The 23736-nt window shown below is 61.2% G+C and carries 27 protein-coding genes; 10 read left to right on the forward strand and 17 right to left on the reverse strand.

Annotated features, from left to right (window positions below; all coding sequences use genetic code 11):
• Positions 1–30 precede the first annotated feature (30 nt).
• Both AC1D3C_RS14540 and AC1D3C_RS14545 read left to right on the forward strand, forming a co-directional pair.
• On the forward strand, positions 31–231 hold the full coding sequence (locus tag AC1D3C_RS14540; protein WP_477483366.1) for a hypothetical protein: 201 nt from the start codon (positions 31–33) through the stop codon (positions 229–231).
• A gap of 193 nt (positions 232–424) precedes the next feature.
• Complete coding sequence (locus tag AC1D3C_RS14545) at positions 425–604, forward strand: hypothetical protein (protein ID WP_038545663.1); 180 nt, start codon at positions 425–427, stop codon at positions 602–604.
• A 33-nt stretch (positions 605–637) separates the two neighbouring features.
• Here the strand turns inward: AC1D3C_RS14545 and AC1D3C_RS14550 are convergent, their stop codons facing one another.
• Positions 638–967, reverse strand: coding sequence for a hypothetical protein (locus tag AC1D3C_RS14550; protein ID WP_038545666.1), 330 nt, complete (start codon positions 965–967; stop codon positions 638–640).
• Positions 968–1112: 145 nt separating this feature from the next.
• Here AC1D3C_RS14550 and AC1D3C_RS14555 point away from each other — a divergent pair, with 145 nt between their 5' ends.
• Positions 1113–1505 (forward strand): BON domain-containing protein, encoded by a 393-nt coding sequence (locus AC1D3C_RS14555; RefSeq protein WP_051899819.1) that lies wholly within the window; start codon positions 1113–1115, stop codon positions 1503–1505.
• Positions 1506–1589: 84 nt separating this feature from the next.
• Complete coding sequence (locus AC1D3C_RS14560; protein WP_038545669.1) at positions 1590–2087, forward strand: YciE/YciF ferroxidase family protein; 498 nt, start codon at positions 1590–1592, stop codon at positions 2085–2087.
• 101 nt (positions 2088–2188) lie between these two features.
• Here the strand turns inward: AC1D3C_RS14560 and AC1D3C_RS14565 are convergent, their stop codons facing one another.
• On the reverse strand, positions 2189–2437 hold the full coding sequence (locus tag AC1D3C_RS14565) for a hypothetical protein (protein ID WP_051899820.1): 249 nt from the start codon (positions 2435–2437) through the stop codon (positions 2189–2191).
• Between the two features lie 174 nt (positions 2438–2611).
• On the opposite strand from AC1D3C_RS14565, the gene AC1D3C_RS14570 reads away from it, so the two are divergent.
• Both AC1D3C_RS14570 and glgA read left to right on the forward strand, forming a co-directional pair.
• Positions 2612–2974 carry a DUF2934 domain-containing protein gene (locus AC1D3C_RS14570; RefSeq protein ID WP_477483367.1) on the forward strand — a complete coding sequence of 121 codons (363 nt, stop codon included), beginning with the start codon at positions 2612–2614 and terminating at the stop codon, positions 2972–2974.
• Positions 2975–3273: 299 nt separating this feature from the next.
• Positions 3274–4758, forward strand: coding sequence for a glycogen synthase GlgA (gene glgA, locus AC1D3C_RS14575; RefSeq protein WP_477483368.1), 1485 nt, complete (start codon positions 3274–3276; stop codon positions 4756–4758).
• Positions 4759–4837: 79 nt separating this feature from the next.
• On the opposite strand, the gene glgX is transcribed toward glgA, so the two are convergent.
• The 3 genes from glgX to AC1D3C_RS14590 all read right to left on the reverse strand — a co-directional run bounded on the left by glgX (position 4838) and on the right by AC1D3C_RS14590 (position 7517).
• Positions 4838–6916: a glycogen debranching protein GlgX gene (glgX, locus tag AC1D3C_RS14580; RefSeq protein WP_477483369.1), complete on the reverse strand. Its 2079-nt coding sequence runs from the start codon at positions 6914–6916 to the stop codon at positions 4838–4840.
• Between the two features lie 71 nt (positions 6917–6987).
• Complete coding sequence (locus AC1D3C_RS14585) at positions 6988–7233, reverse strand: lipoprotein (RefSeq protein ID WP_157885168.1); 246 nt, start codon at positions 7231–7233, stop codon at positions 6988–6990.
• Positions 7230–7517, reverse strand: coding sequence for a hypothetical protein (locus AC1D3C_RS14590; protein ID WP_038545675.1), 288 nt, complete (start codon positions 7515–7517; stop codon positions 7230–7232). Before AC1D3C_RS14590 ends, AC1D3C_RS14585 begins: the two co-directional genes overlap by 4 nt.
• A 115-nt stretch (positions 7518–7632) precedes the next feature.
• Between AC1D3C_RS14590 and AC1D3C_RS14595 the strand changes: the two genes are divergently transcribed.
• Positions 7633–7896, forward strand: a complete 264-nt coding sequence (locus AC1D3C_RS14595) for a hypothetical protein (protein ID WP_038545678.1) — start codon at positions 7633–7635, stop codon at positions 7894–7896.
• 235 nt (positions 7897–8131) lie between these two features.
• Here AC1D3C_RS14595 and AC1D3C_RS14600 read toward each other — a convergent pair whose 3' ends face one another.
• Positions 8132–9241 carry a c-type cytochrome gene (locus AC1D3C_RS14600; protein ID WP_477483370.1) on the reverse strand — a complete coding sequence of 370 codons (1110 nt, stop codon included), beginning with the start codon at positions 9239–9241 and terminating at the stop codon, positions 8132–8134.
• 310 nt (positions 9242–9551) lie between these two features.
• Here AC1D3C_RS14600 and AC1D3C_RS14605 point away from each other — a divergent pair, with 310 nt between their 5' ends.
• Positions 9552–9749 carry a hypothetical protein gene (locus AC1D3C_RS14605; RefSeq protein ID WP_477483371.1) on the forward strand — a complete coding sequence of 66 codons (198 nt, stop codon included), beginning with the start codon at positions 9552–9554 and terminating at the stop codon, positions 9747–9749.
• 51 nt (positions 9750–9800) lie between these two features.
• Positions 9801–10361 (forward strand): type 1 glutamine amidotransferase domain-containing protein, encoded by a 561-nt coding sequence (locus tag AC1D3C_RS14610; protein WP_247031062.1) that lies wholly within the window; start codon positions 9801–9803, stop codon positions 10359–10361.
• Between the two features lie 60 nt (positions 10362–10421).
• Here AC1D3C_RS14610 and AC1D3C_RS14615 read toward each other — a convergent pair whose 3' ends face one another.
• From AC1D3C_RS14615 to AC1D3C_RS14650, 8 genes are all read right to left on the reverse strand, one after another.
• The gene (locus AC1D3C_RS14615) at positions 10422–11453 is read right to left on the reverse strand and encodes a DNA topoisomerase IB (RefSeq protein WP_477483505.1); all 1032 of its coding nucleotides are present in this window, start codon (positions 11451–11453) and stop codon (positions 10422–10424) included.
• 65 nt (positions 11454–11518) lie between these two features.
• On the reverse strand, positions 11519–13219 hold the full coding sequence (locus AC1D3C_RS14620) for an HWE histidine kinase domain-containing protein (protein WP_477483372.1): 1701 nt from the start codon (positions 13217–13219) through the stop codon (positions 11519–11521).
• Positions 13220–13395: 176 nt separating this feature from the next.
• The gene (locus AC1D3C_RS14625; RefSeq protein ID WP_247031064.1) at positions 13396–13611 is read right to left on the reverse strand and encodes a hypothetical protein; all 216 of its coding nucleotides are present in this window, start codon (positions 13609–13611) and stop codon (positions 13396–13398) included.
• Between the two features lie 78 nt (positions 13612–13689).
• Positions 13690–14490: a BON domain-containing protein gene (locus AC1D3C_RS14630; RefSeq protein WP_477483373.1), complete on the reverse strand. Its 801-nt coding sequence runs from the start codon at positions 14488–14490 to the stop codon at positions 13690–13692.
• Positions 14491–14841: 351 nt separating this feature from the next.
• Positions 14842–15948, reverse strand: coding sequence for an ABC transporter ATP-binding protein (locus tag AC1D3C_RS14635; protein WP_477483374.1), 1107 nt, complete (start codon positions 15946–15948; stop codon positions 14842–14844).
• A gap of 6 nt (positions 15949–15954) precedes the next feature.
• A complete protein-coding gene (locus AC1D3C_RS14640; RefSeq protein WP_477483375.1) occupies positions 15955–16836 on the reverse strand; it encodes a carbohydrate ABC transporter permease in 882 nt (293 codons plus the stop codon).
• Positions 16833–17759 carry a carbohydrate ABC transporter permease gene (locus AC1D3C_RS14645; protein ID WP_477483376.1) on the reverse strand — a complete coding sequence of 309 codons (927 nt, stop codon included), beginning with the start codon at positions 17757–17759 and terminating at the stop codon, positions 16833–16835. The genes AC1D3C_RS14640 and AC1D3C_RS14645 overlap by 4 nt, the downstream gene beginning before the upstream one ends.
• Before the next feature lie 112 nt (positions 17760–17871).
• Positions 17872–19122, reverse strand: coding sequence for an ABC transporter substrate-binding protein (locus AC1D3C_RS14650; RefSeq protein ID WP_173426772.1), 1251 nt, complete (start codon positions 19120–19122; stop codon positions 17872–17874).
• A gap of 266 nt (positions 19123–19388) precedes the next feature.
• Here AC1D3C_RS14650 and AC1D3C_RS14655 point away from each other — a divergent pair, with 266 nt between their 5' ends.
• Positions 19389–20441, forward strand: coding sequence for a LacI family transcriptional regulator (locus AC1D3C_RS14655; protein WP_477483377.1), 1053 nt, complete (start codon positions 19389–19391; stop codon positions 20439–20441).
• A 75-nt stretch (positions 20442–20516) separates the two neighbouring features.
• Here the strand turns inward: AC1D3C_RS14655 and AC1D3C_RS14660 are convergent, their stop codons facing one another.
• From AC1D3C_RS14660 to AC1D3C_RS14670, 3 genes are all read right to left on the reverse strand, one after another.
• Entirely contained in the window at positions 20517–22022 is a 1506-nt protein-coding gene (locus AC1D3C_RS14660; protein ID WP_477483378.1) for a tripartite tricarboxylate transporter permease, read from the reverse strand.
• Positions 22023–22031: 9 nt separating this feature from the next.
• Positions 22032–22493 (reverse strand): tripartite tricarboxylate transporter TctB family protein, encoded by a 462-nt coding sequence (locus AC1D3C_RS14665; RefSeq protein WP_038545707.1) that lies wholly within the window; start codon positions 22491–22493, stop codon positions 22032–22034.
• A gap of 199 nt (positions 22494–22692) precedes the next feature.
• Positions 22693–23676, reverse strand: a complete 984-nt coding sequence (locus AC1D3C_RS14670; protein WP_038545710.1) for a tripartite tricarboxylate transporter substrate binding protein BugD — start codon at positions 23674–23676, stop codon at positions 22693–22695.
• Between the last annotated feature and the right edge of the window lie 60 nt (positions 23677–23736).

The raw sequence follows: 23736 nt of genomic DNA on the forward strand, positions 1-23736 counted from the left end.
ATGACGAAACAGGCCAAGGAGACAAACGAGATGAGCACCAGCAGCACCCCGAACCCCGCGCAGAAAGACTCGCACAAAAAAGCCGAGCAGTCGGCTCGCGAGCGCGGCGAAAAGAAGGAGTTGGATGGACAGCTCAACGAAGGCCTGGAAAATACCTTTCCGGCAAGCGATCCGGTGTCGAGCACGGTGACATCGATCCCCTCCGGCACGCCGAAACCGCCCAGGCACTGATCTTTCTGAAAAACTTATGGAACAAATTGGGCGGCTTCCTGGATAGGGAGTCGTCTTATTTCATTTGTCCTCTGTGACTTTTTCGGGATATCCGAAGTTAGCCTTCCTGATGTATGGAAGGCTAATGTAGCGTTATGGCGGGCGCCTATTGTTTCGGCAACGGATGCCGGTAGTGATTACGTCAGAGGTCGGGATGGCGAAACAAGACACTCCGGTTGCGGAACAGGACATCAGGATGGGACGGCGGGTCAGCCGCAAGGTTTCGGTCCTTCTGACCGAGATCGAGAAGGAAGAGGTTCCTGATCGGCTGCTCGACCTGGCGCGAGCGCTGCAGAAGGCACTCAACGAAAAGATCGACGGTCGCACCGACTGATACTCTCGCTCCTGCGAACCTTTGCCCCAAGCATCAGAGCTGGGTGGAAATCAGGTTGTCCGTGCGCACACGGCCGCCAATGACGCACCGCGGCCCATTCGGCGCAAACCGCCCGCTGCTGTCTTCGATCACCGTATAGAGCTTGTCGCTACGGAAGGCGCTCGCCATCTCCGTCGAATTGCCTTCGCTGGGGGAAGCGTCGATTTCCATGAAATCAAGTTCCGCCTGGCTCGCCACGAGGCGCGCATCGCCAGCGGTCTTTGCCCTGACCACCACCTCGCCATGCGGTGGCGAGTTCTGCCAGTTCGGATCATGTGGCGCAGCAGTCGGCACCAGCCGATAGATCTTCAGCCTGTCCTGCATCTGTCTCTCCCGTCGTAAACATTTTTCTAGTTGACGGTCCAAACGCGTTTCGGACGTTCCGGTTCCATCAAGTCGCATGGAACTTTTCCGGCAACCGTGGGTTCCTCCGCTGCGGGCGATCATGCCCCTGAAAAGGAGAAAGCCGATGAAGAATGAGCAGCCGAAAGCTGGCCGTCCCGGCGAGACCTCGCAATGGCCTCGATGGGAGGGCCCGGCAGAAAGCCGCCCGAGCGGTTATCTTCAGGGCGAAGCCAATATCTTCGCCGAGGGACCGGAACAGGAAAAGCAGATCGGCAAGGCACCGAACGGTTACGACCGACCCGACGATCTGATCGCACAGGACGTCAATGAGCACCTGACCCAGGATGCCTTTCTCGACCCGACCAACATGATGGTCTCGGTGGAGAACGGCGAGGTGACGCTGGAGGGATACGTCGCTCAGCTTGCCGACAAAACCCGTGCCGAAGACGTCGTTCTCGACATCGAGGGTGTCGTCGGCTGCCGCAATAATCTTCGAATTGCCCCCGAAAGGCATTGATTTCCGTGGAACCCGCGAGGCGCTCCGCTCGTTAGATGCCTCGCAATCCCCCATAAGAACACCCATCAACAAGGAGAGAGACCCATGGCCAGTAAGACCCTCGACGACCTTTTTCATGAAACCCTGAAGGACATCTATTACGCCGAGCGCCAGATCGTGAAAGCGCTGCCGAAGATGGCACGCGGCGCCCAGGATCCGAAGCTGAAGGCAGCATTCGAGAAACACAGGGACGAAACCGAAGGTCAGATCGATCGCCTGAAGCAGGTCTTCGAGATTATCGGCAAGCGGGCCCAGGGCAAGACCTGCCCCGCGATCGACGGCATCATCGAAGAAGGCGAGGAGATCCTTGACGAGTTCAAGGGCACGCCAGCTCTCGACGCCGGGCTGCTCGCCGCAGCGCAAGCCGTCGAACATTACGAGATCAGCCGCTACGGCACCCTGCGTGCCTGGGCCCAGCAGCTCGGTCACCGGGACGCCGTAACGCTTCTCGAACAGACGCTCGCCGAGGAAAGCAAGACCGACGAGGCCCTGACGGCTCTCGCCAAGACCGCAGTGAACACCGCGGCCCAGAAAGCTGCGTGACATTCGCGATCCCATGAGAGGCGCGGCGCCGGCCGCGCCTTTTCATTGACCCGAAAAAAGCCCCGGAGACGATCCGGGGCTTTTCCTCCCTTCCGGCCTTCTCAAGCCGGGAAAGATCGCCTTAGTGCCGACGGGTCCGGGTTCCCTTGCATTGGGGGAACCGGCAACATTTCGCCGTTCAGCGCCTGCCGCCGGAAAATCTCCACCCGCCCGCTTCGGTCGCGTGCCACATGTGCTTTGGCAGCCTCCATGGCGAGCTCATAGGTGTGATAATAGGACGCAGACTGAACGCCGTCGATGACATAGACCCAGCCGGTTGCGTGTGGGACGATATCGCAGTACTTTCCCATTGGATGTGTCTCCTTCCCGGCGGCCATAAGTATATTTGACAGCCAAAAGTTCCGCCTCCGGGGAAGTTTTTTTCAAGTGTTGGCCGCGTCTCGGCCGGGTTGCGATTTTTCGTTTTTACCAGGGAACTTTTCTGCGCCGCACACGTTTCGGCGCTTGGGCGAATGGAGACAAGAATGGCGGAATCCGAAGAAGTCTGGATCAGAAAGCGGGCCTACATTTTGTGGGAAGAAGAAGGCTATCCCTCAGGCAAGGATAGGGAGCATTGGGAGCGGGCCAAGCTGGAATATGCGACGCTCGGGCCGACCGCTTCCAAGAAGCCTGCGGCAGGGTCGCGCGGCAAGTCAGCCGGCAAGTCAGCCACCGCCGCGAAGTCGCCGAAAGCGGCGGCGAAGGCTGCAACTCCGAAACCGGCCGTGAAAACGGCCGCAGCCAAGGCTTCTCCGGCGAAGACAACGTCCAAGGCACCGGCCGTTGCCATGCCGGAAGCCGTCGAACCGGCCAAGAAGCGCTCCAAGAAGGTTCCGGCTGGCGCTTGACGCCGCCCGTCACCCAACTTCATCACTATCGTTATTGGTCGCGGCGACTGACATCATCGCGGCCGCAGACTTATTTACCCTGGAAAAATCGAAATGGCTTTTGCGTCTGAACTTGGCCGTGGCTCCACTCTGTCGGGGAACGTTGGCCAAGGCCGAAACGTTCTTGAGGGTGAGACTGGCAGATGGCTGAGGCACGCATGATGAACGCTTACGTCCCATTCGACGAACCTCGTCGAGATGAGCGGAGCGCAATGGATCAGGGGATCAAGACAGGTTATGGAAAGCGGGGGCTTCCGGGAATGAGGATTCTTTCGGTCACGTCCGAAATCTTTCCTCTTGTGAAGACAGGTGGGCTTGCAGATGTGACAGGTTCCCTGCCCAAGGCACTTGCTCCCCTCGGCATCGAGACGACGTCTCTGATCCCCGGTTATCCGCAGGTCATGCAGCAGCTGAAGAGCGCCATGCCGCTCGTCACCTTCGAAAATCTGCTGGGCGAAAAAGCCTCGCTCCTCCACACCCGGGTCGAAGGCCTCAGCCTCTTCGTGCTCGATGCGCCAGCTCTCTACGATCGGCCGGGCGGCCCCTATGTCGACGAAGACGGCATCGACCATCCGGACAACTGGAGGCGTTTCGCCGCACTTTCCCTTGCCGCAGCCGAAATCGCCGATGGAGTGCTTCCCGGATGGGTTCCGGACCTCGTTCACACCCATGACTGGCAGTCGGCGCTGACTTCGGTCTACATGCGCGAGCGCGGCTGCAGGACGCCCGTGGTGCTGACCATTCACAACCTTGCCTTCCAAGGGCAGTATCCTGCCGGCGTGCTGATGAGCATCGGCCTGCCGCCGGAGGCCTATTCCATGAACCGCATGGAATATTTCGGCGATATCAGCTTCCTGAAGGGTGGCCTGCAGACGGTCGATGCGATCACCACCGTCAGCCCGACCTATGCGCGCGAAATACTTACGCCACGCTTCGGCATGGGCATGGATGGGGTCCTGAACGCCCGCGTCTCCGACCTGCGCGGCATCGTCAACGGCATCGACCTCGATATCTGGGATCCGTCGACCGACCCGCACCTGCCGCGCAATTACGACGTCGGCACGCTGCGCCGCAAGCGCGAGAACCGTGCCGTGCTGCTCGAAAGGTTCGGCCTGGATGCAAGGCGGGAAGGCCCCCTGTTTTCCGCCGTCAGCCGGCTGACATGGCAGAAGGGTTTCGACATGTTCGCCGATACGGCGGACGAGATCATTCGTCACGGAGGTCAGGTGATCGTCTTCGGGCAGGGTGATCGGGAAATCGAGCGGGCGCTCGCCGACACCGCCGCGCGTTTTCCGGGCCGGATGGCGGTGCATTTCGGCTATGACGAGCCAACGGCGCATTTGATCCACGGCGGATCGGACGCGATCGTCCAGCCCTCCCGCTTTGAACCCTGCGGCCTGACGCAGCTCTATGCGCTTCGCTACGGCTGCGTACCGGTCGTCTCCCGCACCGGCGGGCTCTCCGAGACCATCATCGATGCCAATGACGCGGCGATGTCCGCCCGCGTTGCGACCGGTTTTCAGTTCCATCCGGTGACGACCGTTGGGTTGCGGCTGGCGCTTCGCCGCGCGCTGCACGCCTATGCCGACCCGAAGATGTGGGCGCGCCTGCAGAACCAAGGCATGAAGGCGAAATTCTCCTGGGAACGTAGCGCCCAGCAATATGCCGCCGTTTATGCCAATCTTGTGCTGAAATCCGGACATGTTGTCTCGACAAGCTCGGATATCCGCCGCGCGACGCTTTAAGGTCCCAACCAACCAGCTGACAAGAAGAAACCGGCCTGAGAGCCGGGTTCTTCTTGTCTATGGGAGCAAGTTGAAGGCGTTACGGTCTCCGGAACAGCGCCAGGCTGCGGCCTTCGAGCTCGAAATCCTTCTCCTTGGTGATCACCAGGCCGCGCTTGGAAAGGTCGGAGGTGGTGAGTTCAAGCACCCAGCCGCCCTCGCCGAACTGCGGGATGCGGAAGGGCACATTGCCCTCGAACGGGTTGAAGAGCAGCAGGACGTCGTGCCAGATGCCCTCCTCTTCCCGAAGATCGGTCCGGCCGATATGGAGGCCGAGCGTGGAGCCCTCGTCCCACTGCTCCGGCGTCTGAAAACCGCCGCCGGCGTTGAACCATTTGATGTCCAGGCCGTCGCGCCAGTTTTCCCGACGCAGCAGCGGCTGTTCGCGGCGCAGCCTGATGATCTGGCGGGTGAACTCGCGAAGCTCCTCGCAAGTCTCCGGCAGGTCCTCCCAATGAACCCAGGAGATTTCGCTGTCCTGGCAATAGCCGTTGTTATTGCCCATCTGGCTGCGGCCGAACTCGTCGCCGGCGAGCAGCATCGGCGTCCCGTGCGAGAAGAACAGGGTGGCGAGGAAATTCCGCTTCTGGCGATCGCGCACCGCATTGATGCCCTCGTCCTCGGTCGGACCCTCGGCGCCATAATTGTAGCTGCGGTTGTCGTTGTGGCCGTCGTTATTGTCCTCGCCATTCGCCTCGTTGTGCTTGTCGTTGTACGAGACGAGATCGTTCAGGGTGAAACCATCATGGGCGGCGATGAAGTTGACGCTCGCCCACGGCCGCCGGCCGCGCTGGTCGTAGAGATCGCCGGAACCGAGCAGGCGGGCGGCGAAGTCCGTCGAGACATTGGTGCCCTTCCAGTATTCACGCACCGTGTCGCGGTATTTATCGTTCCACTCTGCCCAGCCGGGCGGGAAACCGCCGACCTGATAGCCGCCGGGGCCGATGTCCCACGGCTCGCCGATCAGCTTCACCCTGGAGAGCACCGGATCCTGACTGATCGCATCGAAGAACCCGCCCCGCTCGTCGAAACCCTCCGGTTCGCGGCCGAGGATGGTACCGAGATCGAAACGGAACCCATCGACATGCATGCTCTCGGTCCAGTAGCGCAGAGAATCCATGATCAGCTGCAGCACGCGCGGATGCGAGGTATTCACCGTGTTCCCGGTGCCGGTGTCGTTGATGTAATAGCGGTGCTGGTCGGGCATGGTCCGGTAGTAAGAGAAGTTGTCGATCCCCTTGAACGCCAGCGTTGGCCCGAGCTCGTTGCCTTCCGCCGTGTGGTTGTAGACCACGTCGAGGATGACCTCGATGCCCGCGTCGTGAAACGACCGCACCATGTCGCGGAATCCCTGGATGCCTCTGGGGCCATAATAGCGCGATGCCGGCGCGAAGAAGCCAAGCGTGTTGTAACCCCAGAAATTATGCAGGCCCTTGTCGAGGAGATGCTGATCGTCGGGGAAATAATGGACCGGCATCAGTTCGACCGAAGTGATGCCGAGGCTCTTGATGTAATCCACCGAGGCCTTGTGCCCCATGCCCTCGAATGTGCCGCGCAGGTCCTTCGGAACGTCTGGGTTCAGCTGGGTGAAGCCCTTCACGTGAGCTTCATAGACGGTCGTTGCCGGCCAAGCGATGTTCGGCCGGTTCTGGTCCTTCCAATCGAATTCGTTCGGATCGATGACCCGGCATTTCGGCATGAACGGCGCACTGTCGCGCTCGTCGAAAGTGAGATCTTTGTCTTCGTGCAAAAGATCGTAGGCGAAATGTGCCTCGTTCCAATCGACCTTGCCGACGAGTTCGCGTGCATAGGGGTCGATCAGCAGCTTGTTCGGGTTGAAGCGATGACCGTTTTCCGGATCGTAGGGGCCGTGGACACGGAAGCCGTAGAGGGCGCCCGGCTTCAGTCCCGGCACATAACCGTGCCAGATCTCATGAGTGTATTCCGGGAGCTCCAGCCTGGCGATCTCTATCTTGCCGCTTGGGTCGTAGAGACACAGCTCGACGCGCTCCGCATGGGCCGAGAAAATCGCGAAATTGACGCCCTCGCCGTCAAAGTTGGCGCCGAGCTGAAGCCAGGAGCCGGGCTCGATGACAAAATGGTTCGATTTCGTATCCATGTCGCACCCAATTGAAAGACTGGCGTCATAATGGTGCGACACAGCATTTCGTTCCTTCGGCTCCGGGAAAACTATGGATTGCCCGATCCGGGTGCCGGCGGCGGGCTTCCTGGCGTCGTATTGGTGGTGCCGGATGGCGACGTCGCCGGACTTTGGCCACCTGTACCGGTCTGCGGTGAAGGGCTGCGATCCGTGGGCGCCGTGTTATTGGGTTCCGACGGCGGCGTGTTGTTGATCGGATCGCTCTGTTTTTCGCCACTGTCGCTACAGGCGCTCAAAAGCGCGACAGCCGACAGCGCCACAACGAAGCGCTTCATGTCTTGTCTTCTCCATGGGACTTTCGGAATGCGGCCTGCCGGCGATGCGCATCGAGCGCGATCACCTTTTCGACTGCGGCGACATCCTCGGCGGTTGCAGCCGGAATAGGGTCGCCGGCAATGGCTTCGAGCACTTCAGGCGCCAGAGCCCCATTGCGGATGACATATTCCAATGCCTCGCGGGTCTGCCGTTCGGCCTTCAGCTGGGCGTAAAGGGCAAGGATCAGCCGGTCGCGTACATCGCGCCGACCCTGATTACCGTCCGATCTGGCAAATTCTGCCATGGTCTTCCTCCGTGTTCTCGCTGAAGGATGAACTTTCGGTCACAGCGATTGTTCCCTCTGCGAAAGGTTCCACTATCTCCTTGAAGAGGCGAGGTACGGATAAGGAGAGGAAACCATGTCGACGCTGACACCCCAGGAACTGGAAGGGCGATTAAATGCGCATCGCGAAGTGCTCATCGAGCTCTTGTCCGCCATGATCGGCGGCGAAGTGACCATCACCTCGTTCCTCAGACGGCTGCGCGATGACGCCACGTTCAAGGATAATGAGGAGGACCCGGGCCTGCTGCCGGAAGGAGCCTTCGCGATCGAGAACGCCGCTGCCCGCGAGGTTCGTTCGATCCTCGACGCTGCCCGCGCCCGAGCGGAAGCGGACAAATGACAACGCCCTGTTAACCAAGCGATTTCACATTTAGGGCGATCCCGCCACGTTTATGGCCATTTCGTGGAACTACAATACGACTTTCTCGTTCATTCACGACCGAAGCGATGGAGGCGACGATGGTCAGAGAATGGGTAGAAGCGGCAGGCTTTGTGCTGGTGATCGCCGCCTGTTACATGATGGTCATCCCGGTCTGAGTTTTTTTGAACTCCTGGGGAGGAGAGCGGCCTTGAGGTCAGGGCCCACTGCTCTCGCGGCTGGCAAAGAAGGCCGCGAGAGCAGCAAAATCCTCTTCATTCAATTTTTTTGCCACTTCCGTCATCAGGTGGCTGAAGGAAGACCCGCCTCGGACACCTGCGTGGAAGAGGCGGAGCTGGCGCTCCAGATAAGGGGCGTTTTGACCTGAGATGCGCGGATAGGCAGGATTGCCGCCGGGCTTTTCGTGGCAACTGAGGCAGGCGGGAATTTTGTCTGCCGCTCTTCCCCTTTCCGCGATCTCGCGGCCCTTTTCCACGAGCTGTGCGTCCAAAGGCGCAGCGGGTCGCGGCGGCCTCGCCTGCTTGGCATAATAGCTTGCAAGCTCCGGCAGGCTCTCGTCGGGCAAAGTCCCGATCGCAACCTTCATGATGCCGCTCGCCCTTTCACCGTGCGCATAGGCGCGCAGGCTGTTGAGCAGGTAGGCTTCCGACTGGCCAGTCAGTCGCGGAATGATGCTGTTGCCGTTGAGCCGCTTTTCCGCATGGCAGCTTTCGCAGGTGATCGGCAGCGGTGAGACTTCGCCTGCGGTGCCGATGCCATGCAGGCCGGATGCCTGCAGATAGGCACCGCTGTCCATGCCCGGCAGCTTTCGCAGAAACGCTACCATATCCCAGACTTCGTCGTCGCGCACCTGCGCGGGCCAGGCCGGCATGCCGGTGAAGCGTACGCCGTGCTTGACGATCTCGAAGAGCTGCGCATCGCTCCAGGTGGAAACCACTGTCTTCAGATCCGGCGGTGGTGGCAGCATGGCGAGCACGGCGCCGGAGCGCCCCTGCGCCGGTGAGCCATGACAGATCGCGCAGCCGGTCTCGAAATGCCCGGCCGCCGGCGGCAGCAATGCCGGATTATCGAGCGGCGGCGCTTCGATGGAAAGAGCCGCAGTCCGGATCGAATTGCGCATCACCCAGTGCAGGAACCAGTCGGTCATTCCCCAATGACCGGTGCTCGCCTTGACGCTCATCAGTCCGGACCAGGCGAACCCGAGCCCCAGAAGCGGCGCCACGATCACCAGGATCGCGAGATATTTCCAGCGGATCGTCATCGGCCACTCCTCCACAAAGGCCGCCAGCGCGGCGCCGTCCGGCATGCAGGGCGACAGCCCCTGTGTTCGCAACGGCGCAAGCGTCCACGGCGAGGCGGCTCGTCTCGGCCGTCACCGTAAAACGGATGGGGAGAAAGGGAAAGCAGCACGTCCCGCAGCACCGTCAGGAAAGGTCGGCGACTTCGGGAGAGGAGCGGGCGAAAAATTCGGCGCCAAACGTACCATCCCGAAATTTGTTCCAGCCCCGTGATAACTTTGTGTAACCGGCTGTGAAAAAGATGGAACGAATCCTTGGACGACGGGTTTGCTCCCGTGTGAACGGGCAATAGCCCAGCATTCGCGACGGGAGAAAACCATGAGACACTTTCTAAAAATGCTCAGAAACAGGCTCACCGGCACTCAGCAGAAGAAAACTTTCGCCGTGGCCCATCCGGAAGAACTGCAGGTCGTCGTACCCGAGGCCGTCCTCCTTCCGCTACCCAAATCGCCCCGAGAAGAAATCAGCGTCCCCGCCTCCATCAACGGCCGGGATCTCTCGACCGGCCGGCTTTAAACCCGGTCGAGACTTTGCGAACAACAGAACTGTCCACCAAAGGAGACCAGTATGACCACCATCGAGTCCGCCAACATCCTGATTCTCGCGGCAGACGGCTATGAGCGATCGGAACTGCGCGTCCCGCTGGAGGAACTGAAAAACCGCGGCGCCGCTGTCAAGATCGCGTCCATCAAGGCGGGAGAGATCAAAAGCTGGGACAGAAAGGACTGGGGCGATAGCGTCTCGGTCGATCTGCAAGCCAAGAACGTCAAGGCGGAGGATTTCGATGCCCTCGTGCTGCCGGGCGGCCAGATCAACCCCGACATCCTGCGTGACAACGAAGATGCGATGAAGGTCGTGCGCGACTTCGTGAAAAGCGGCAAGCCAGTCGCGGCGATCTGCCACGGCCCATGGTTGCTGGTGGAGGCCGATGCACTTCGCGGCCGCAAGGCGACGTCCTATCATTCGATCCGCACCGACGTCCGCAATGCCGGCGCATCCTGGAAGGATGAGGCGGTGGTGGTCGACAACGGCATCATCACCTCGCGCTCACCCGAAGATCTGCCGCAATTCGTGGCGAAGATTGTCGAGGAGGTCCAGGAAGGGCGCCACAATCGCCGGGCAGCGTAAATTGACGTCAGCTCGGCTCCGGCCGCCCGCAACCTCCTCGCGGGCGGCCGACGCGGAAGCCTAGACTTCTTTTAGAAAAGCGAGAAGCCGCCGTTCGTTGGCGCGCAACTCCTTCGGCCGCGTCAGCGCCGCCTTATCCCTCATCACCTTTTCCAGCGGTGAGACATCCTCCGAGAGTGTGAGAATGCTCGGGTGGATGTAACTTGAGCGGCAGACCGCCGGCGTATTGTGCAGAACTTCCGCCGCCGCCTTGCACATCGCCTTGATCTTCGGTCGCCCGCCCTCCTCCGCCACCTCCCAGGCTGCCATCAAGGCAGCGAGACTGCCGCCCCAGGTGCGGAATGTCTTGGCCGAGACGGCGAACCCTGCGACCTCGGCGAGATAGGCGTTGAGCCGGCCCGAATCGATCGGATGCGGCATGCCCTGCTCGTCCGGCCAGGAAAATAGCTGCCGGCCCGGAAGGTCGGCGATCTCTTCCAGGATGCGCTGCAGACGGGGATGCTTCAGCGTGTGCTGGACGCGTCTGCCGCCCTTGGCGACAAAGCGCAGCATGATCGACTCGCCCGACAGCGTCATGTGGCGCTTCAGGAGCGTAGTCGCGCCGTAGGTCTTGTTTTTCTTGGCGTAGAGGCGGTTGCCGACCCGCAGATGGGTCGCATCCATCAGGGCCACCAGCGCGGCGATCACCGCATCGGACGTGTCGAGGCCAAGTTCCAGATCGCGTTTCACCTTGCGGCGGATGCGCGGCAAGGCCTCGCCGAACCGGACGAGCTGATCAAACTTGCGTTCGCTACGGAAACTCTGCCAGTCGTGATGGTAACGATACTGCTTGCGGCCGCGTGAATCGTAACCGGTCGCCTGAAGATGTCCGCGCGGATCGAGGCAGATCCAGACATTCTCATAGGCGGGCGGCAGGCCGAGCGACGCGATCCGCAGGCGATGTTCCGGATCGGCAAGCAAGGTGCCGTCCGGCAGGCGGTAGGTGAAGCCCTTGCCGCGCTTGAGCCGTCGGATGCCGGGCTCCGTATCGCTGACATAAGTAAGGCCGATTGTCCTGAGGGAGTCTTGATCGATGTCGATCGTGGTGAGCATAGCGTCCATGGCCGATCAAACGGCGAGGCCCGCGCCTTCGTTCCGGTACTCGCTACGATAAACAGCTAGATAGCGATGTCCTTGAGATTTTCGGCGCCCTCGCCTCGTTCGAAGGCGGAGCGTGGTGCGTTCAAGGTCCAGCAAAGCCCCTCGGTGCGGAAGTCGATCTCGACACGGCCCGCAAAAGCCGCCGCCGCATGGCGCTTGATGATCGTCGTGCCGAACCCGGTGCGGGAAGGCTCATGGACCGCGGGGCCATTTCTCTCCTCCCAGACGAGCTCCAGCCGGCTTTCACCATCGTCCTCCTCGACCAGATCCTTCCAGGCGATGAGCACCTTGCCCTGCGGCACCGAGAGCGCGCCGTATTTCACCGAATTGGTCGCAAGCTCATGGAGGATGAGGCCAAGGTTCTGGACCGCTTCGGCCTTCAGGATAAAATCTGCGCCCTGCAGCTCGACCCGGTCGGCCGCGTCCGCGAACGTGCTCATGTGGATTTCGATGACCCGCCGGATCGAGACCCCCGCCCATTGCTCCTTCGCCAACGCTTCGATCGATTTTCCGAGACCCTGTAGACGCGTGCTGATTGCCTTTTGGAACTCCTCCATCGTGGTGTCCTGGCGCGCCAGCTGGCGCATCATCGCCTGGATCAGCGTCAGGATGTTCTTGGTCCGGTGCACGAGTTCATGCAGGATGAGGTGGATACGGTCTTCCGCCTCGCTGCGGTCGAACGAGGCATTCGAAAGTGCCACCGCGACCTGGTTGGCTTCCCGGATCTTCGTCTCCACCGGAGAGACGATCTCGCCCTTGCCGATCCGCTCGGCCATTTCGGCGATCTGCCGGATCGGGATGCGAAGCTGGCGGCCGACAAGCCATGCAATCAGCATTCCGACGGCAAGGAAGATCGCGCCGCCGGCAATCAACTGCCGCCACGTCGTCAGGATACTCGCCTGGGCCGCATCGATCGGCCCCCAGACGATGGCCTTCCATGTCCAGCCGGTGATCTGCGCGTAGCCGTACATCTGCCGGCGGTTGCCATCGACATCTTCGATCGTACCCTTGAACCCGGTCATCAGCTTCAGCGTATCGGCCGGAAACGCGGTGCCGGAACTGAGCGCATGGGCGCCGAGCGAGGTCACTACCTTTCCGGCTCCATCGACGATCGCAACCGACCAGCCGACAGGAAGACCTTCCGTCGAGACAAGCTTCTGCAGGTCCTCGGCGTTCTGCGTCATGATCATCGCGGCGCCGGAATGGGAAATCTCCTTGGGCAGGGGCATTGTGATGTTGAAGACATGCTTGCCGCTGGTGGCGCCGAAAAAGACGTTGGAGACCTCGGTCACGCCATTGTTCAAAGCCGATTGGAGCGCCGGTATGTTGGAGATCTTGCCGAGCGGCGCGTCGAACTCCACGCGCGTGTTGAGCCGCTGCTGCCCATCCGCATTGACAACGAGGATATAGAGCGAATCGGACCGGAGGCTGTTCTGAGTTCGGTTGTGGAAGGCGCGCAGATCACCGGCCTCAAGCTCCGGCGACGTAATCAGCAGCCTCAGCGTCGTCGCCATGTCCTGCAGCTCACGGTCGATCGACCGGGCAATAAGCTGGGCATCCTCGGCGGTTTCGCTCGCAAGAATCTCCCGCTCGTTCGCCTCCAGCTCCATCATCAGATAACCGACGAAAATCAGCAAAGGCAATGCCACGCCAGCCGCCAGAGCGACCAGGTACGCACCAATCGGCGCCGTCGGGAAAAACCGCGAAATTCTAACCATTCCGCGCGTTTACCCTATAGAAGAAAGCTGCAGGTGCCTGTGCCACCTGCCGGCATTATCCATTTCCGTATCCCGCCATCTGCTAATATTCTAGCGGGGTCTTTTCTAACTGGTTTTGAGAGCCGGGCCAAGGATTGATTGCCGGCGATATGTTTTTCCGGAAAGACGGCTGCGGTTCAGCGAGGCCGTTCCGCCACGTCGAAATTCACGTCCCAGTCCTTTTTGGGCGCCTTCTCGCCGGGAGGGGTGCGGTGTTTCGTGGCGTCGTCGGAGCCGGTGATGACCGTCGGTTTGGCACTTGCGACGCCGCTCGACTTGCGGTCGGCCTTGGACTTGGCATACTGCCCCTCGGCATCCTTGTGGATTTTGGCTCTGTTGTTGTTCTCGGTCATAATGTCTCATTCCTGAATGAAGTCAGGCCCGAACGAAGTCAGGCCGCAGACAGCGGCCTGACGCATGGATCGGACCGATCAGACCGTGGTCGAACCCGCCAGCGTATCGGTCGAACTATTATTGACGCGCAAGTTGTTCTGCACATGCCGGACGCCGGAAACATCGTCCACCAGATCCTCCGCACGCCGCTTGTCCCAGCGGCTCGACACGAAACCGTCGAGCGTCACTTCGGCGCTCTGGACGGTCACGGTGATATTGGATGCGTCCAGCACCGGATCGTCGCTGAGGCGATCGTTGACGTCCTCCTCGATACGGGCATCGGAGCGTTGGTAGCCCTTTGGGCCTTTGCCGCGATGCTCGTCCATCATCCGGCGATGTTCGGCATCTTCGTCGCCGAACCAGGAGGCAACTTCATCACCGGCGCGCTCCATGAATCCGCGTCTGCGGCCATAGTCGTCGGAGCCGCGGAAGCGGCTGTCCGAACCTGAACGGCTTTCGCCGCCGAAACGGTAATCCGAGCCGTATCGGTCACCATAGGCCTGGTTGACGCGGTTGCGGCCGGGCTCGTAACTGAACGACGAAGGCCGGCCGCGATAGGATTCACGAGCCCAGGCCTGCGAGCGGTCCGAGTCGCCATAACCGGCCTCGAACCCGCCGTCATCGGAAGCCCATTGTTCGCTGCGGCCGTAGCGGGAAAACCGCGAACGATCGCCGTCCTCCCGATTTGCGTCGCCGCTGCGCAGATCGTCACTGAAACCACGCACATAACCCGTATCGCCGGGACGGTAATCGCTGGACGACTCGCGCGCAAGATCGCGCTCGTCACGCATCCGGTCGTTCCGATACCCGCCCGATTGGGAATAGTTTCCACTGGCCATTGTCTGTCTCCTCGGTCTGGTTTGGTCCCGTTTCGCACAGGACGCTGAATCAACCCCGCCTGTCCGGGATTGTTCCGCGTTTTCTGAGGAAATGCAGGGGGCTCAATCGGAGGAGACGGCCACGACCATGGAGACGCCAGGGAGAGTTTCGCCGGCAGTAATCCGCAGGTCCGATGTGGATGACGGCATCGGAAACCGGTGGTACGGACTTCGGCTTGGCCGAGTGATTGGCATGTAGCTGCAGCAGTCGGTCGCGATGAACTTGCCCTTCTGGCCCGCGAGCGCACTCTAATGCAGCTTGGAGCGCTCGAAGAGTTCAAAAGAGGCCAAAGGTCAAATCCGCCTGCCGGCTCAGTCGATACGGCTGGTCGTCTCCGGATCGAAGACGACGGCCTTGTCGAGATTGAAGGCGAAGGGGAACTTCTGGCCAAGTTCGACATGCACGTCGGAACGGGTACGGGCGGTGAAGGTGGCGCCGTCCAGCTTTCCGGTAACGAAGGTATCGGAACCGGTCGGCTCGATCATCATCACTTCCGCCTCGATCTGGGCGGTGGCGCGTGCGTGCGGATCGACGAGACCGGCATCGGTAATCGTCTCCGGACGCAGGCCGAGAATAACGTCCTTGCCATCCGGAAGACTGGTAGTCACGGAAGGCGGCATTGCGACCTTGACGCCTTCATTGCCGAACAGCGCAATGTTCTGCTGGCCATTGGCGCCGGACACCTTGCCCTTCAGCATGTTCATCGCCGGCGAGCCCATGAAATCGGCGACGAAGAGGTTGGCCGGGCGGCCATAGATTTCCGCCGGCGTGCCGACCTGCTGCACCATGCCCTCTTTCAGCACCACGATCTTGGTGGCCAGCGTCATCGCCTCGATCTGGTCATGGGTGACGTAGACGATCGTGGCGTGGGTATTCTGGTGCAAAGCCTTGATTTCGGCGCGCACCTCGACGCGCAGCTTGGCGTCGAGGTTGGAGAGCGGCTCGTCGAACAGGAAGACGCGCGGCTGGCGAACCAGCGCCCGGCCCATGGCGACGCGCTGCCGCTGGCCACCGGAAAGCTGGCTTGGACGGCGCTTCAGGAGATGCTCGATCTGCAGCGTCTTGGCGACCTGCTTGACGGCTGCCTCGCGCTGCACCTTCTCGACGCCGCGCATTTCCAGCGCGAACGCGATGTTCTGTTCCACCGTCATGTTCGGATAGAGCGCGTAGGACTGGAAGACCATGGCGATATCGCGCTTCGACGGATGCAGGTCGTTGACCACCTGGCCGTCGATGACGATGTCGCCCGACGACGGCGGCAGCAGGCCGGCGATCGCGTTGAGCAGGGTCGACTTGCCGCAGCCGGACGGACCGACGAGAACCAGGAAGCCGCCCTTTTCGAGCTCGATATTGATGCCCTTCAGGATCTCGTTATTGCCGATCTTCTTGCGAATATCCTTGATTTCAAGAAAGCTCATGTGCGGTTATCCCTTGACTGCGCCGGCCATCAGGCCACGCACGAAATAGCGTCCGGCGACGACATAAACGAACAGCGTCGGAAGCGCTGCGAACACGGCAGCCGCCATATCGACATTGTATTCCTTGACGCCGGTGGAGGAGGCAACGAGGTTGTTGAGCGCCACCGTCATCGGCGAGGACGTGCCGGATGAGAAGGACACGCCGAACAGGAAGTCGTTCCAGATGTTGGTGAACTGGTAGATGATCGTCACCACGATGATTGGCCCGGAACTCGGCAGCAGAATGCGCCAGAAGATCCGGAAGAACCCGGCACCGTCGATCATCGCAGCCTTTACCAGCTCGTCCGGGAAGGCTTCATAATAGTTGCGGAAGAACAGCGTCGTGAAGCCGAGGCCGTAGATCACGTGGACGATGACGAGGCCCGTGGTGGAGTTCGAAAGCCCAAACGTGCCAAGCACGCGCGCCATCGGGATCAGGACGGCCTGGAAAGGAATGAAGCAGGCAAACAGCATCATGCCGAACATCAGCCTGTGGCCCGGAAAACGCCACTTGGTCAGCACGTAGCCGTTGAGCGCACCGAGCAGGGTCGAGATCAGAACCGCCGGAACCACCATCTTGATGGAGTTCCAAAAATATCCCTTGATGCCGACGCAGCTGACCCCGATGCAGGCCTCGCCCCAGGCGCGCACCCAGGCGGCGACCGAGGGATCGCGCGGCAGCGCCAGCATATCGCCGCCGCGGATTTCGTCGAGCGACTTCAAGGACGTCGACAGCATGACGTAGAGCGGCAGAAGATAAACGAGGGCCAGGATGACCAGCGCGGCATAGATGAAATAGCGGGCGGTGCGGGCACCGCCGGCGCTGACGGTTTCTTGTGTCGCGCTCATGACTGCTTCTCCCGAAGCTCCGAATAGAGATAGGGCACGATGATGGCGGTGATCCCCATCAGCATCATCACGGCGCTCGCCGAACCGACGGCCATCTGGTTGCGCGTGAACGTGTAGGAATACATGAAGGTCGACGGCAACTCGGTCGCATTGCCCGGTCCGCCGCCGGTCAGCGCGATGACCAGGTCGTAGGACTTGATCGCCATGTGCGCGAGCACGATGAAGGCGGAGAGGAAGACGGGCCGCAGCAGCGGAATGATGATGCGTCGATAGATGGATACCGTCGAGGCGCCATCGATCTGGGCGGCCTTGATGATCTCGCCGTCGATGCCGCGCAGGCCGGCCAGGAACATCGCCATCACGAAACCCGAAGCCTGCCAGACGCCGGCGATGACGACCGTGTAGATCGCCATTTTTGGGTTGACCAGCCAGTCGAACTTGAAACTCGTCCAGCCGAGATTGTGCATGGTGTTCTCAAGCCCGAGGCCGGGGTTGAGAAACCATTTCCAGGCCGTGCCGGTGACGACGAAGGAGAGCGCCATCGGGTAGAGGAAGATCGGCCGCAATACGCCTTCGGCGCGGATCCGCTGGTCCATCAGGATTGCGATGCCGAGCCCGAGGATGATGCAGATGCCGATATAGAGGACGCCGAAGATCGCCAGGTTCTGCATCGCCACATACCAGTTCGGCTGCGACCAGAGGCGGTAATAGGCGTCGAAACCGCCCCATTTGTAGACCGGCAGGATGCGTGAGGTCGTGAACGAAAGGTAGACCGTCCAGAGGATGAAGCCGTAGACGAAGACGAGGATGACCGCAAACGACGGCGCCAGCACGATCTTCGGCAGAGCGTTGCGCACTCCGTCCACAATGGAGCGGCGCTCTCTGTGCGGCTCAAGCACGGGAACCGGTTCGATTGTCGTCATGATGACCTCCGGCAGATACCAGACAGAAAAATAGACCGGCAAGCCGGAATTTGAAAAGTGGCCGGGAGATTATCCCGGCCACTCGGATGTCAGAGCTTTTGCGGAAACGCGATCACTTGGCAGCCTTCACCGCTTCCGGCAGGCGCTTCAGCGCTGCTTCGGTGGTTAGCTGGCCGTTGAGGTGCTGGGTGATGACGTCAAGCATGGCTTCCTTGATGGCGGCCGGCTGAGCGTAGCCATGGGCGAGCGAGCCCATCAGCGTACCCTTGGAAGAAGCTTCCGTCAGGTCCGCCATGCCCTTCTTGCCGCACTCGTCGAACTTTTCGTTCGAGACGTCGGTACGGGCAGGAACAGAACCCTTGACCGTGTTGAAGGCGATCTGGAAGGCGGGATCTTCGACGGCCGATGCCATCTTGAACTGAGCCTTTTCGGCGTCGCCGCCAACGTTGAACATCATGAACTGGTCGGCGTTGAAGAGGACCGAGCCCTGGGTGCCGGGGAAGCGGATGCAGACGAAGTCCGTGCCCGGCTTCTTGTTGGCGCGCAGCCATTCGCCCTTCGACCAGTCGCCCATTTCCTGAGCCCCGGCCTTGCCTTCGATGACGAGGGCGGTCGAGAGGTTCCATTCGCGGCCGGAGAAGTTCGGGTCGAAATAGGTGCGCAGCTTCGACATCGTGTCGAAGACCTTCTTCATCGTATCGCCGGAAAGTGCGGCCGGATCGAGGTCGAGAACGGCCTTCTTGTAGAAGTCCGGACCGCCGGTCGAAAGCACGACGGCCTCCCAGAGCGTGCCGTCCTGCCACGGAACACCGCCGTGAGCGAGGGCGGTGAGCCCCTGGCCCTTGAAGGCGTCGAGCAGCGTGATGAGTTCGGCGATATTGGTCGGAACCTTGCCGCCGGCCTTGTCGAGTGCCGCCTTGTTGATCCACAGCCAGTTGGTGGAGTGGATGTTCACAGGAGCAGCGATCCAGTGGCCATCATACTTCGAGAAGTTCTGGAGAGCAGCCGGGATAACCTTGTCCCAGCCTTCCTTCTTGGCGAGGTCATCGAGGTTTGCGGCGACGCCCATTTCGGCCCAGTCCTTCAGGTCGAAGCCGAGCAACTGAACGGCGGTCGGCGGGTCGCCGGCCGTAACACGGGCGCGTAGCGCAGTCATGGCGGCGGAACCTGCACCACCGGCGACCGGCATGTCCTTCCAGGCGACACCCTGCTTCTGCAGGTTTTCTTTCAAGACGTTGAGAGCTGCTGCCTCACCGCCCGAAGTCCACCAGTGCAGGACTTCGACCTGTTCTGCGGCCTTGGCGGCACCGGCGGTCATGGCGATAAGGGCCGCACCGGCGGCAAGTTTGGCAATCATTCGAATATTCATTGAGAATCTCCCTTTGCATCCGGGCTCCTCTCCGGATATGGCGATTTATAACGATATAATTGCTGTCGGTGTCAACCCGGTCGGAGGAGTTTTTGATATCTGGGTGGCCGCAGTTAACGTGATGAAAAAACTTGCAAATTTATCGAATGGCCAAATTTTCCTCAGGATCCGAGAAAAATCCCTGGCAACTTCCGCAAGATTTGCAACGATATAGATGAGGCTCGCTCCGGTTTTTGGGCGGGAACGGAGGAGAAGAGGATATGTCGCTAGAAGACCTGGGGGACAAGGGTCGGCGGGCGAAGTCGCAGCGGGCAACCGAAAAGCCCCGCGTTGATGCAAAGCCTACGTTGAAGACGATCGCCGAACTGACCGGGCTTGCAGTCACGACGGTATCGCACGCCCTTGCCGATGCGCCGCAGATTGCGCTCGAAACACGTCAGCGCGTCCGCAAGGTTGCAGCCGATATCGGCTACTTGCCGGACCGGGCAGCGCAGCGCCTGCGCACTGGCCGCACCAACGTCATCAGCCTCGTTCTCGATCCGCACGAGGAAATCCTCGGCTATGCCACCTCGATGATCAACGGCCTGACCGAAGCCTTGCGAGGCACGGCCTATCATCTGGTCATAACGCCGCATTTTTCCGATACGCCGCAGATCGAACCGGTGCGCCATATCATGCGCAATCGCATGGCCGACGGCATTGTCTTCACCCGCACCGAACCGGCGGACGAACGCGTCAAGCTGTTGATGGAGAACAATTTTCCGTTCATCTGTCACGGCCGGACCGAGCTTGCCACCGCTCACCCTTACGTCGACTACGACAATTACAGTTTTGCGTATCAGGCCGCCAAAAAGCTAATCGCCGCGGGCGCGAGAAAGCTCTCGATCATCCTGCCGCCGGAGCGCTTCACCTTCGCCCATCACCTCAGGCACGGCTTCATGACGGCGGTGCGCGAGGAAGGCGTCGGCTTCGAGATCGCCAAGGGCGTCACGCTCGACAGCAAGTCGGACGATATCCGTGATTATCTGTTCCGCCGGATGGCCGAGCCTGAGCGCCCGGACGGTTATATCTGCGGTGGTGAAGTGTCGGCGCTCGCCGTCATGGCATCCGCCTACGACCATCATCTCGAACTCGGTAGGGATATAAGGCTGGTGGCCAAGCAGACGTCGGGCCTGTTCGATCAGATCCGCCCCCGCGTCGAGACGATCTACGAGGACCTGACTGAAGCGGGCCTGCTGATGGGCAGGCTGCTGCTGAAACGGATCGCAGGCCCCGCCCCCATCGCCGAATTGCAGGCGCTCCAGACGGTTTGACCGCCTGGAGCGCCGTCCGCATGACCCGTCAGGAAGTCATGCGAAGAGTTTCAGCGCCGCGCGGTCCGCGGCTTCTCAGTCCTCTTCGACGAAGACCTGCTCGCGCTTCTTCTTCACACTCGGCAGGAAGACGACGACGAGGACGAGGGCTGCGAGGAAGAGGAGGCCCGCGCTGATGGGACGCGTGACGAACGTCGTCGGATCTCCCCGCGAAAGGATCATCGCCCGCCTGAGGTTCTCTTCCAGCAACGGGCCGAGCACGAAGCCGAGTAGCAGCGGCGCCGGTTCGCAGCGGAGCTTCACCAGCGCGTAGCCGATGAGGCCGAAGAAGGCGACGGCGTAGAGATCGTAGACGTTGGAATTGACGCTGTAGACCCCGATGGCACAGAAGGCCATGATGATCGGGAACAGCACGTAATAGGGGATGGTCAGCAGCTTCACCCACAGCCCGATCAGCGGCAGGTTGAGCACCACAAGCATCAGATTGCCGATCCACATCGAGGCGATGATGCCCCAGAACAGTGCCGGCTGTTCGATCGCGACGTTCGGACCGGGCACGATGCCCTGGATGATCATCGCACCGACCATCAGCGCCATGACGGGGTTCGCTGGAATGCCGAGGGTGAGCAGCGGGATGAACGAGGTCTGAGCGCCTGCATTGTTGGCCGATTCTGGACCGGCAACGCCGGCGACCGCCCCGTGGCCGAATTCTTCCGGATGTTTCGAAACCTTCTTTTCCACCGTGTAGGAAGCAAATGCCGCAAGGATCGCGCCGCCGCCCGGCAGGATGCCGAGGATGGAACCGATGGCCGTGCCGCGCAGGACCGGTCCGACCATGGCCCTGAAATCCTCGCGGCTCGGCATCAGGCCGCTAACCTTGGCCATCAGGACCGAACGCGTCTTTTCGTTTTCGAGATTACGGAGGATTTCCGCGATGCCGAACACGCCGACCGCAACCGCCACGAAGTTCAGCCCGTCCGCATATTCACGAATGCCGAGCGTGAAGCGCGGGGTGCCGGTGTAGATGTCGGTGCCGACAAGGCCGAGCAGCAGGCCGAGCGCCACCATGGCAAGCGCCTTGAGGATCGAACCGTGGGCAAGCGCGATCGAGGATACGAGACCGACCACCATCAGCGAGAAATATTCGGCCGCCCCGAACTTCAGCGCGATCTGGGTGAGCGGCGGCGCGAAGATCGCCACCAGGAAGGTCGAGACCGTGCCGGCGAAGAAAGAGCCGATCGCGGCGATCGCCAGTGCGGCGCCGGCCTTGCCCTTGCGCGCCATCTGGTAACCGTCGATGGCGGTGACGGCCGACGAGGATTCGCCCGGCATGTTGATCAGGATCGCCGTGGTCGATCCGCCGTATTGCGCACCGTAATAGATGCCGGCAAGCATGATCAGCGACGAGACCGGCTCGAGTTGGAAGGTGATCGGCAACAGCATGGCGATTGTCGCCGTGGCGCCGATACCGGGAAGCACGCCGATCAGGGTGCCAAGCAGCACGCCGATCAGGCAGAAGAACAGGTTCTCCAGCGACGTCGCGGTCGCAAAACCCAGCGCGAGATTATTGAACAGATCCATCACTCAACCTCAATTACCGAGCCATGGCCCGAAACGGCGGAACGGGAGGCCGAGGCCGTAACTGAAGACGGCGACCGAAAACAGGGTCAGCGCCGCCGACAGGACCAGTGCCATGAGCGGTTTCATGCGTCCCGAGGCGAAGGACGCAATCAGCGCGGTGACGAAGATCGACGGCACGAAGCCGAGGCCACGGACGGTGAGCCCGAAGAAGATTGGCGCCGGCAGGATGAAGAACATGCCGCGCCAGGCGAGCGCTCCGATCGGCCCTCCATCCACTCGCATCGACTGGATGAGGATGATCGCGCCGAAGAGGACGAGCGCGCAGGCGAGGATGAAGGGGAAATAGCCAGGTCCCATGCGCAGGGCCGTACCCAGTTCGAGCTCGAACGACTGGTAGGCGAAAAACAGGCCCGTCGCGATCAGCAGCAGCCCGCAGATCAGATTGGCAGTGTCGAATTTCAAGGAATTCATGGTGTCTCCGATGGGCTGGAGGAGGCACGGGCAGAGGGGGGTTGCCCCTCACCCTAACCCTCTCCCCGCTTGCGGGGAGAGGGAACGTGCCCGATCCATCGTCCGAGGATGGCGGTAACGGTGCGGCATATCCCTTCTCCCCGTCAGAACGGGGAGAAGGTGGCGGCAGCCGGATAAGGGACGGCCGCCGACGAACACCTTAGTCCGCGTACTGGCCGGCGGCCTGGATGACCGGCTTCCAGCGAGCGATTTCGCTCTCGAGCTTGGCCTTCAGCGCCGCCGGGGTAACGTCGTTGTCGGGCGAAGGCACGGTGCCGAGTTCGGCGAAGCGGGCGGCGACGTTCGGGCTCTTCAACGCAGATTTGAGAGCCTTGTTGAGCTTGTCGACCGCATCCTTCGGGGTGCCTTTCGGCGCATAGAGACCATGCCAGATACCGACCTGCATGTCCGGAAGGCCCGCTTCCTTGACGGTCGGAATGTCCTTCAGGACGCCGAGACGTTCCGGAGACGTGACCGCATAGGCCTTCACCGTGCCGCCCTGGATCTGCTTCGTGGTGTTGGTGGTCTGGTCGCACATGATGTCGACCTGACCGCCGAGAAGATCGGTCATCGCCGGACCCGTGCCCTTGTAGGGAACGGTGACGAGCGACGTCTTGATCGAGCTCATGAACAGCATGCCGCACAGATGCGAGGCGGCGCCGATGCCGGCATTTGCAACCGTCACCTTGTCGCTGTTGGCCTTGGCATATTCGATGAGACCCTTGAGGTCGTTCGCCGGCATGTCCTTGCGGGCGAGGAGCGTCATCGGAACGTCGGTGACGAGGCCGACATAGTCGAAGGCGTTCAGCGTGTCATAGGGCAGCTTGCGATAGAGCGAGGCGCTGGTCGCCATGCCGATATGGTGCAGGAGAACGGTGTAGCCGTCCGCTTCGGCATTGGCGACGCGGGCCGCGCCGAGGGTGCCGCCGGCGCCACCGACATTTTCGACGACGATCTGCTGGCCGAGATCCTTCGACATCGACTCGGCGACGAGACGCGCCACGGTGTCTGTCGGGCCGCCGGCCGCAAACGGTACGATCATGGTGATCTGGCGCTCCGGATAACCGGCGGCGTTGGCGGAAGCGGCGAAAAGGGAAAGCGCCGCAAGAGCGGTTGCGCCGATAACGGCGTTCAGGATTTTCATCGGGGCTCCTCCAGGATGAAATGTGGACCAGTGGACGCCCAAAATTTCCTCCGGCGCCAA

The organism is Neorhizobium sp. P1_A6 (assembly GCF_056406795.1).

What these genes read in the sequence shown, in the direction of transcription:
- AC1D3C_RS14605 (WP_477483371.1), top strand. Translation starts at nt 9,552, where the DNA reads ATGAGACACTTTCTAAAAATGCTCAGAAACAGGCTCACCGGCACTCAG.
- AC1D3C_RS14635 (WP_477483374.1), bottom strand. Translation starts at nt 15,948, where the DNA reads ATGAGCTTTCTTGAAATCAAGGATATTCGCAAGAAGATCGGCAATAAC.
- AC1D3C_RS14545 (WP_038545663.1), top strand. Translation starts at nt 425, where the DNA reads ATGGCGAAACAAGACACTCCGGTTGCGGAACAGGACATCAGGATGGGA.
- AC1D3C_RS14585 (WP_157885168.1), bottom strand. Translation starts at nt 7,233, where the DNA reads ATGAAGCGCTTCGTTGTGGCGCTGTCGGCTGTCGCGCTTTTGAGCGCC.
- AC1D3C_RS14600 (WP_477483370.1), bottom strand. Translation starts at nt 9,241, where the DNA reads ATGCCGGACGGCGCCGCGCTGGCGGCCTTTGTGGAGGAGTGGCCGATG.
- glgA (WP_477483368.1), top strand. Translation starts at nt 3,274, where the DNA reads ATGAGGATTCTTTCGGTCACGTCCGAAATCTTTCCTCTTGTGAAGACA.
- glgX (WP_477483369.1), bottom strand. Translation starts at nt 6,916, where the DNA reads ATGGATACGAAATCGAACCATTTTGTCATCGAGCCCGGCTCCTGGCTT.
- AC1D3C_RS14645 (WP_477483376.1), bottom strand. Translation starts at nt 17,759, where the DNA reads ATGACGACAATCGAACCGGTTCCCGTGCTTGAGCCGCACAGAGAGCGC.
- AC1D3C_RS14640 (WP_477483375.1), bottom strand. Translation starts at nt 16,836, where the DNA reads ATGAGCGCGACACAAGAAACCGTCAGCGCCGGCGGTGCCCGCACCGCC.
- AC1D3C_RS14590 (WP_038545675.1), bottom strand. Translation starts at nt 7,517, where the DNA reads ATGGCAGAATTTGCCAGATCGGACGGTAATCAGGGTCGGCGCGATGTA.
- AC1D3C_RS14660 (WP_477483378.1), bottom strand. Translation starts at nt 22,022, where the DNA reads ATGGATCTGTTCAATAATCTCGCGCTGGGTTTTGCGACCGCGACGTCG.
- AC1D3C_RS14630 (WP_477483373.1), bottom strand. Translation starts at nt 14,490, where the DNA reads ATGGCCAGTGGAAACTATTCCCAATCGGGCGGGTATCGGAACGACCGG.
- AC1D3C_RS14625 (WP_247031064.1), bottom strand. Translation starts at nt 13,611, where the DNA reads ATGACCGAGAACAACAACAGAGCCAAAATCCACAAGGATGCCGAGGGG.
- AC1D3C_RS14595 (WP_038545678.1), top strand. Translation starts at nt 7,633, where the DNA reads ATGTCGACGCTGACACCCCAGGAACTGGAAGGGCGATTAAATGCGCAT.
- AC1D3C_RS14620 (WP_477483372.1), bottom strand. Translation starts at nt 13,219, where the DNA reads ATGGTTAGAATTTCGCGGTTTTTCCCGACGGCGCCGATTGGTGCGTAC.
- AC1D3C_RS14665 (WP_038545707.1), bottom strand. Translation starts at nt 22,493, where the DNA reads ATGAATTCCTTGAAATTCGACACTGCCAATCTGATCTGCGGGCTGCTG.
- AC1D3C_RS14560 (WP_038545669.1), top strand. Translation starts at nt 1,590, where the DNA reads ATGGCCAGTAAGACCCTCGACGACCTTTTTCATGAAACCCTGAAGGAC.
- AC1D3C_RS14565 (WP_051899820.1), bottom strand. Translation starts at nt 2,437, where the DNA reads ATGGGAAAGTACTGCGATATCGTCCCACACGCAACCGGCTGGGTCTAT.
- AC1D3C_RS14555 (WP_051899819.1), top strand. Translation starts at nt 1,113, where the DNA reads ATGAAGAATGAGCAGCCGAAAGCTGGCCGTCCCGGCGAGACCTCGCAA.
- AC1D3C_RS14655 (WP_477483377.1), top strand. Translation starts at nt 19,389, where the DNA reads ATGTCGCTAGAAGACCTGGGGGACAAGGGTCGGCGGGCGAAGTCGCAG.
- AC1D3C_RS14670 (WP_038545710.1), bottom strand. Translation starts at nt 23,676, where the DNA reads ATGAAAATCCTGAACGCCGTTATCGGCGCAACCGCTCTTGCGGCGCTT.
- AC1D3C_RS14615 (WP_477483505.1), bottom strand. Translation starts at nt 11,453, where the DNA reads ATGCTCACCACGATCGACATCGATCAAGACTCCCTCAGGACAATCGGC.
- AC1D3C_RS14540 (WP_477483366.1), top strand. Translation starts at nt 31, where the DNA reads ATGAGCACCAGCAGCACCCCGAACCCCGCGCAGAAAGACTCGCACAAA.
- AC1D3C_RS14550 (WP_038545666.1), bottom strand. Translation starts at nt 967, where the DNA reads ATGCAGGACAGGCTGAAGATCTATCGGCTGGTGCCGACTGCTGCGCCA.
- AC1D3C_RS14570 (WP_477483367.1), top strand. Translation starts at nt 2,612, where the DNA reads ATGGCGGAATCCGAAGAAGTCTGGATCAGAAAGCGGGCCTACATTTTG.
- AC1D3C_RS14610 (WP_247031062.1), top strand. Translation starts at nt 9,801, where the DNA reads ATGACCACCATCGAGTCCGCCAACATCCTGATTCTCGCGGCAGACGGC.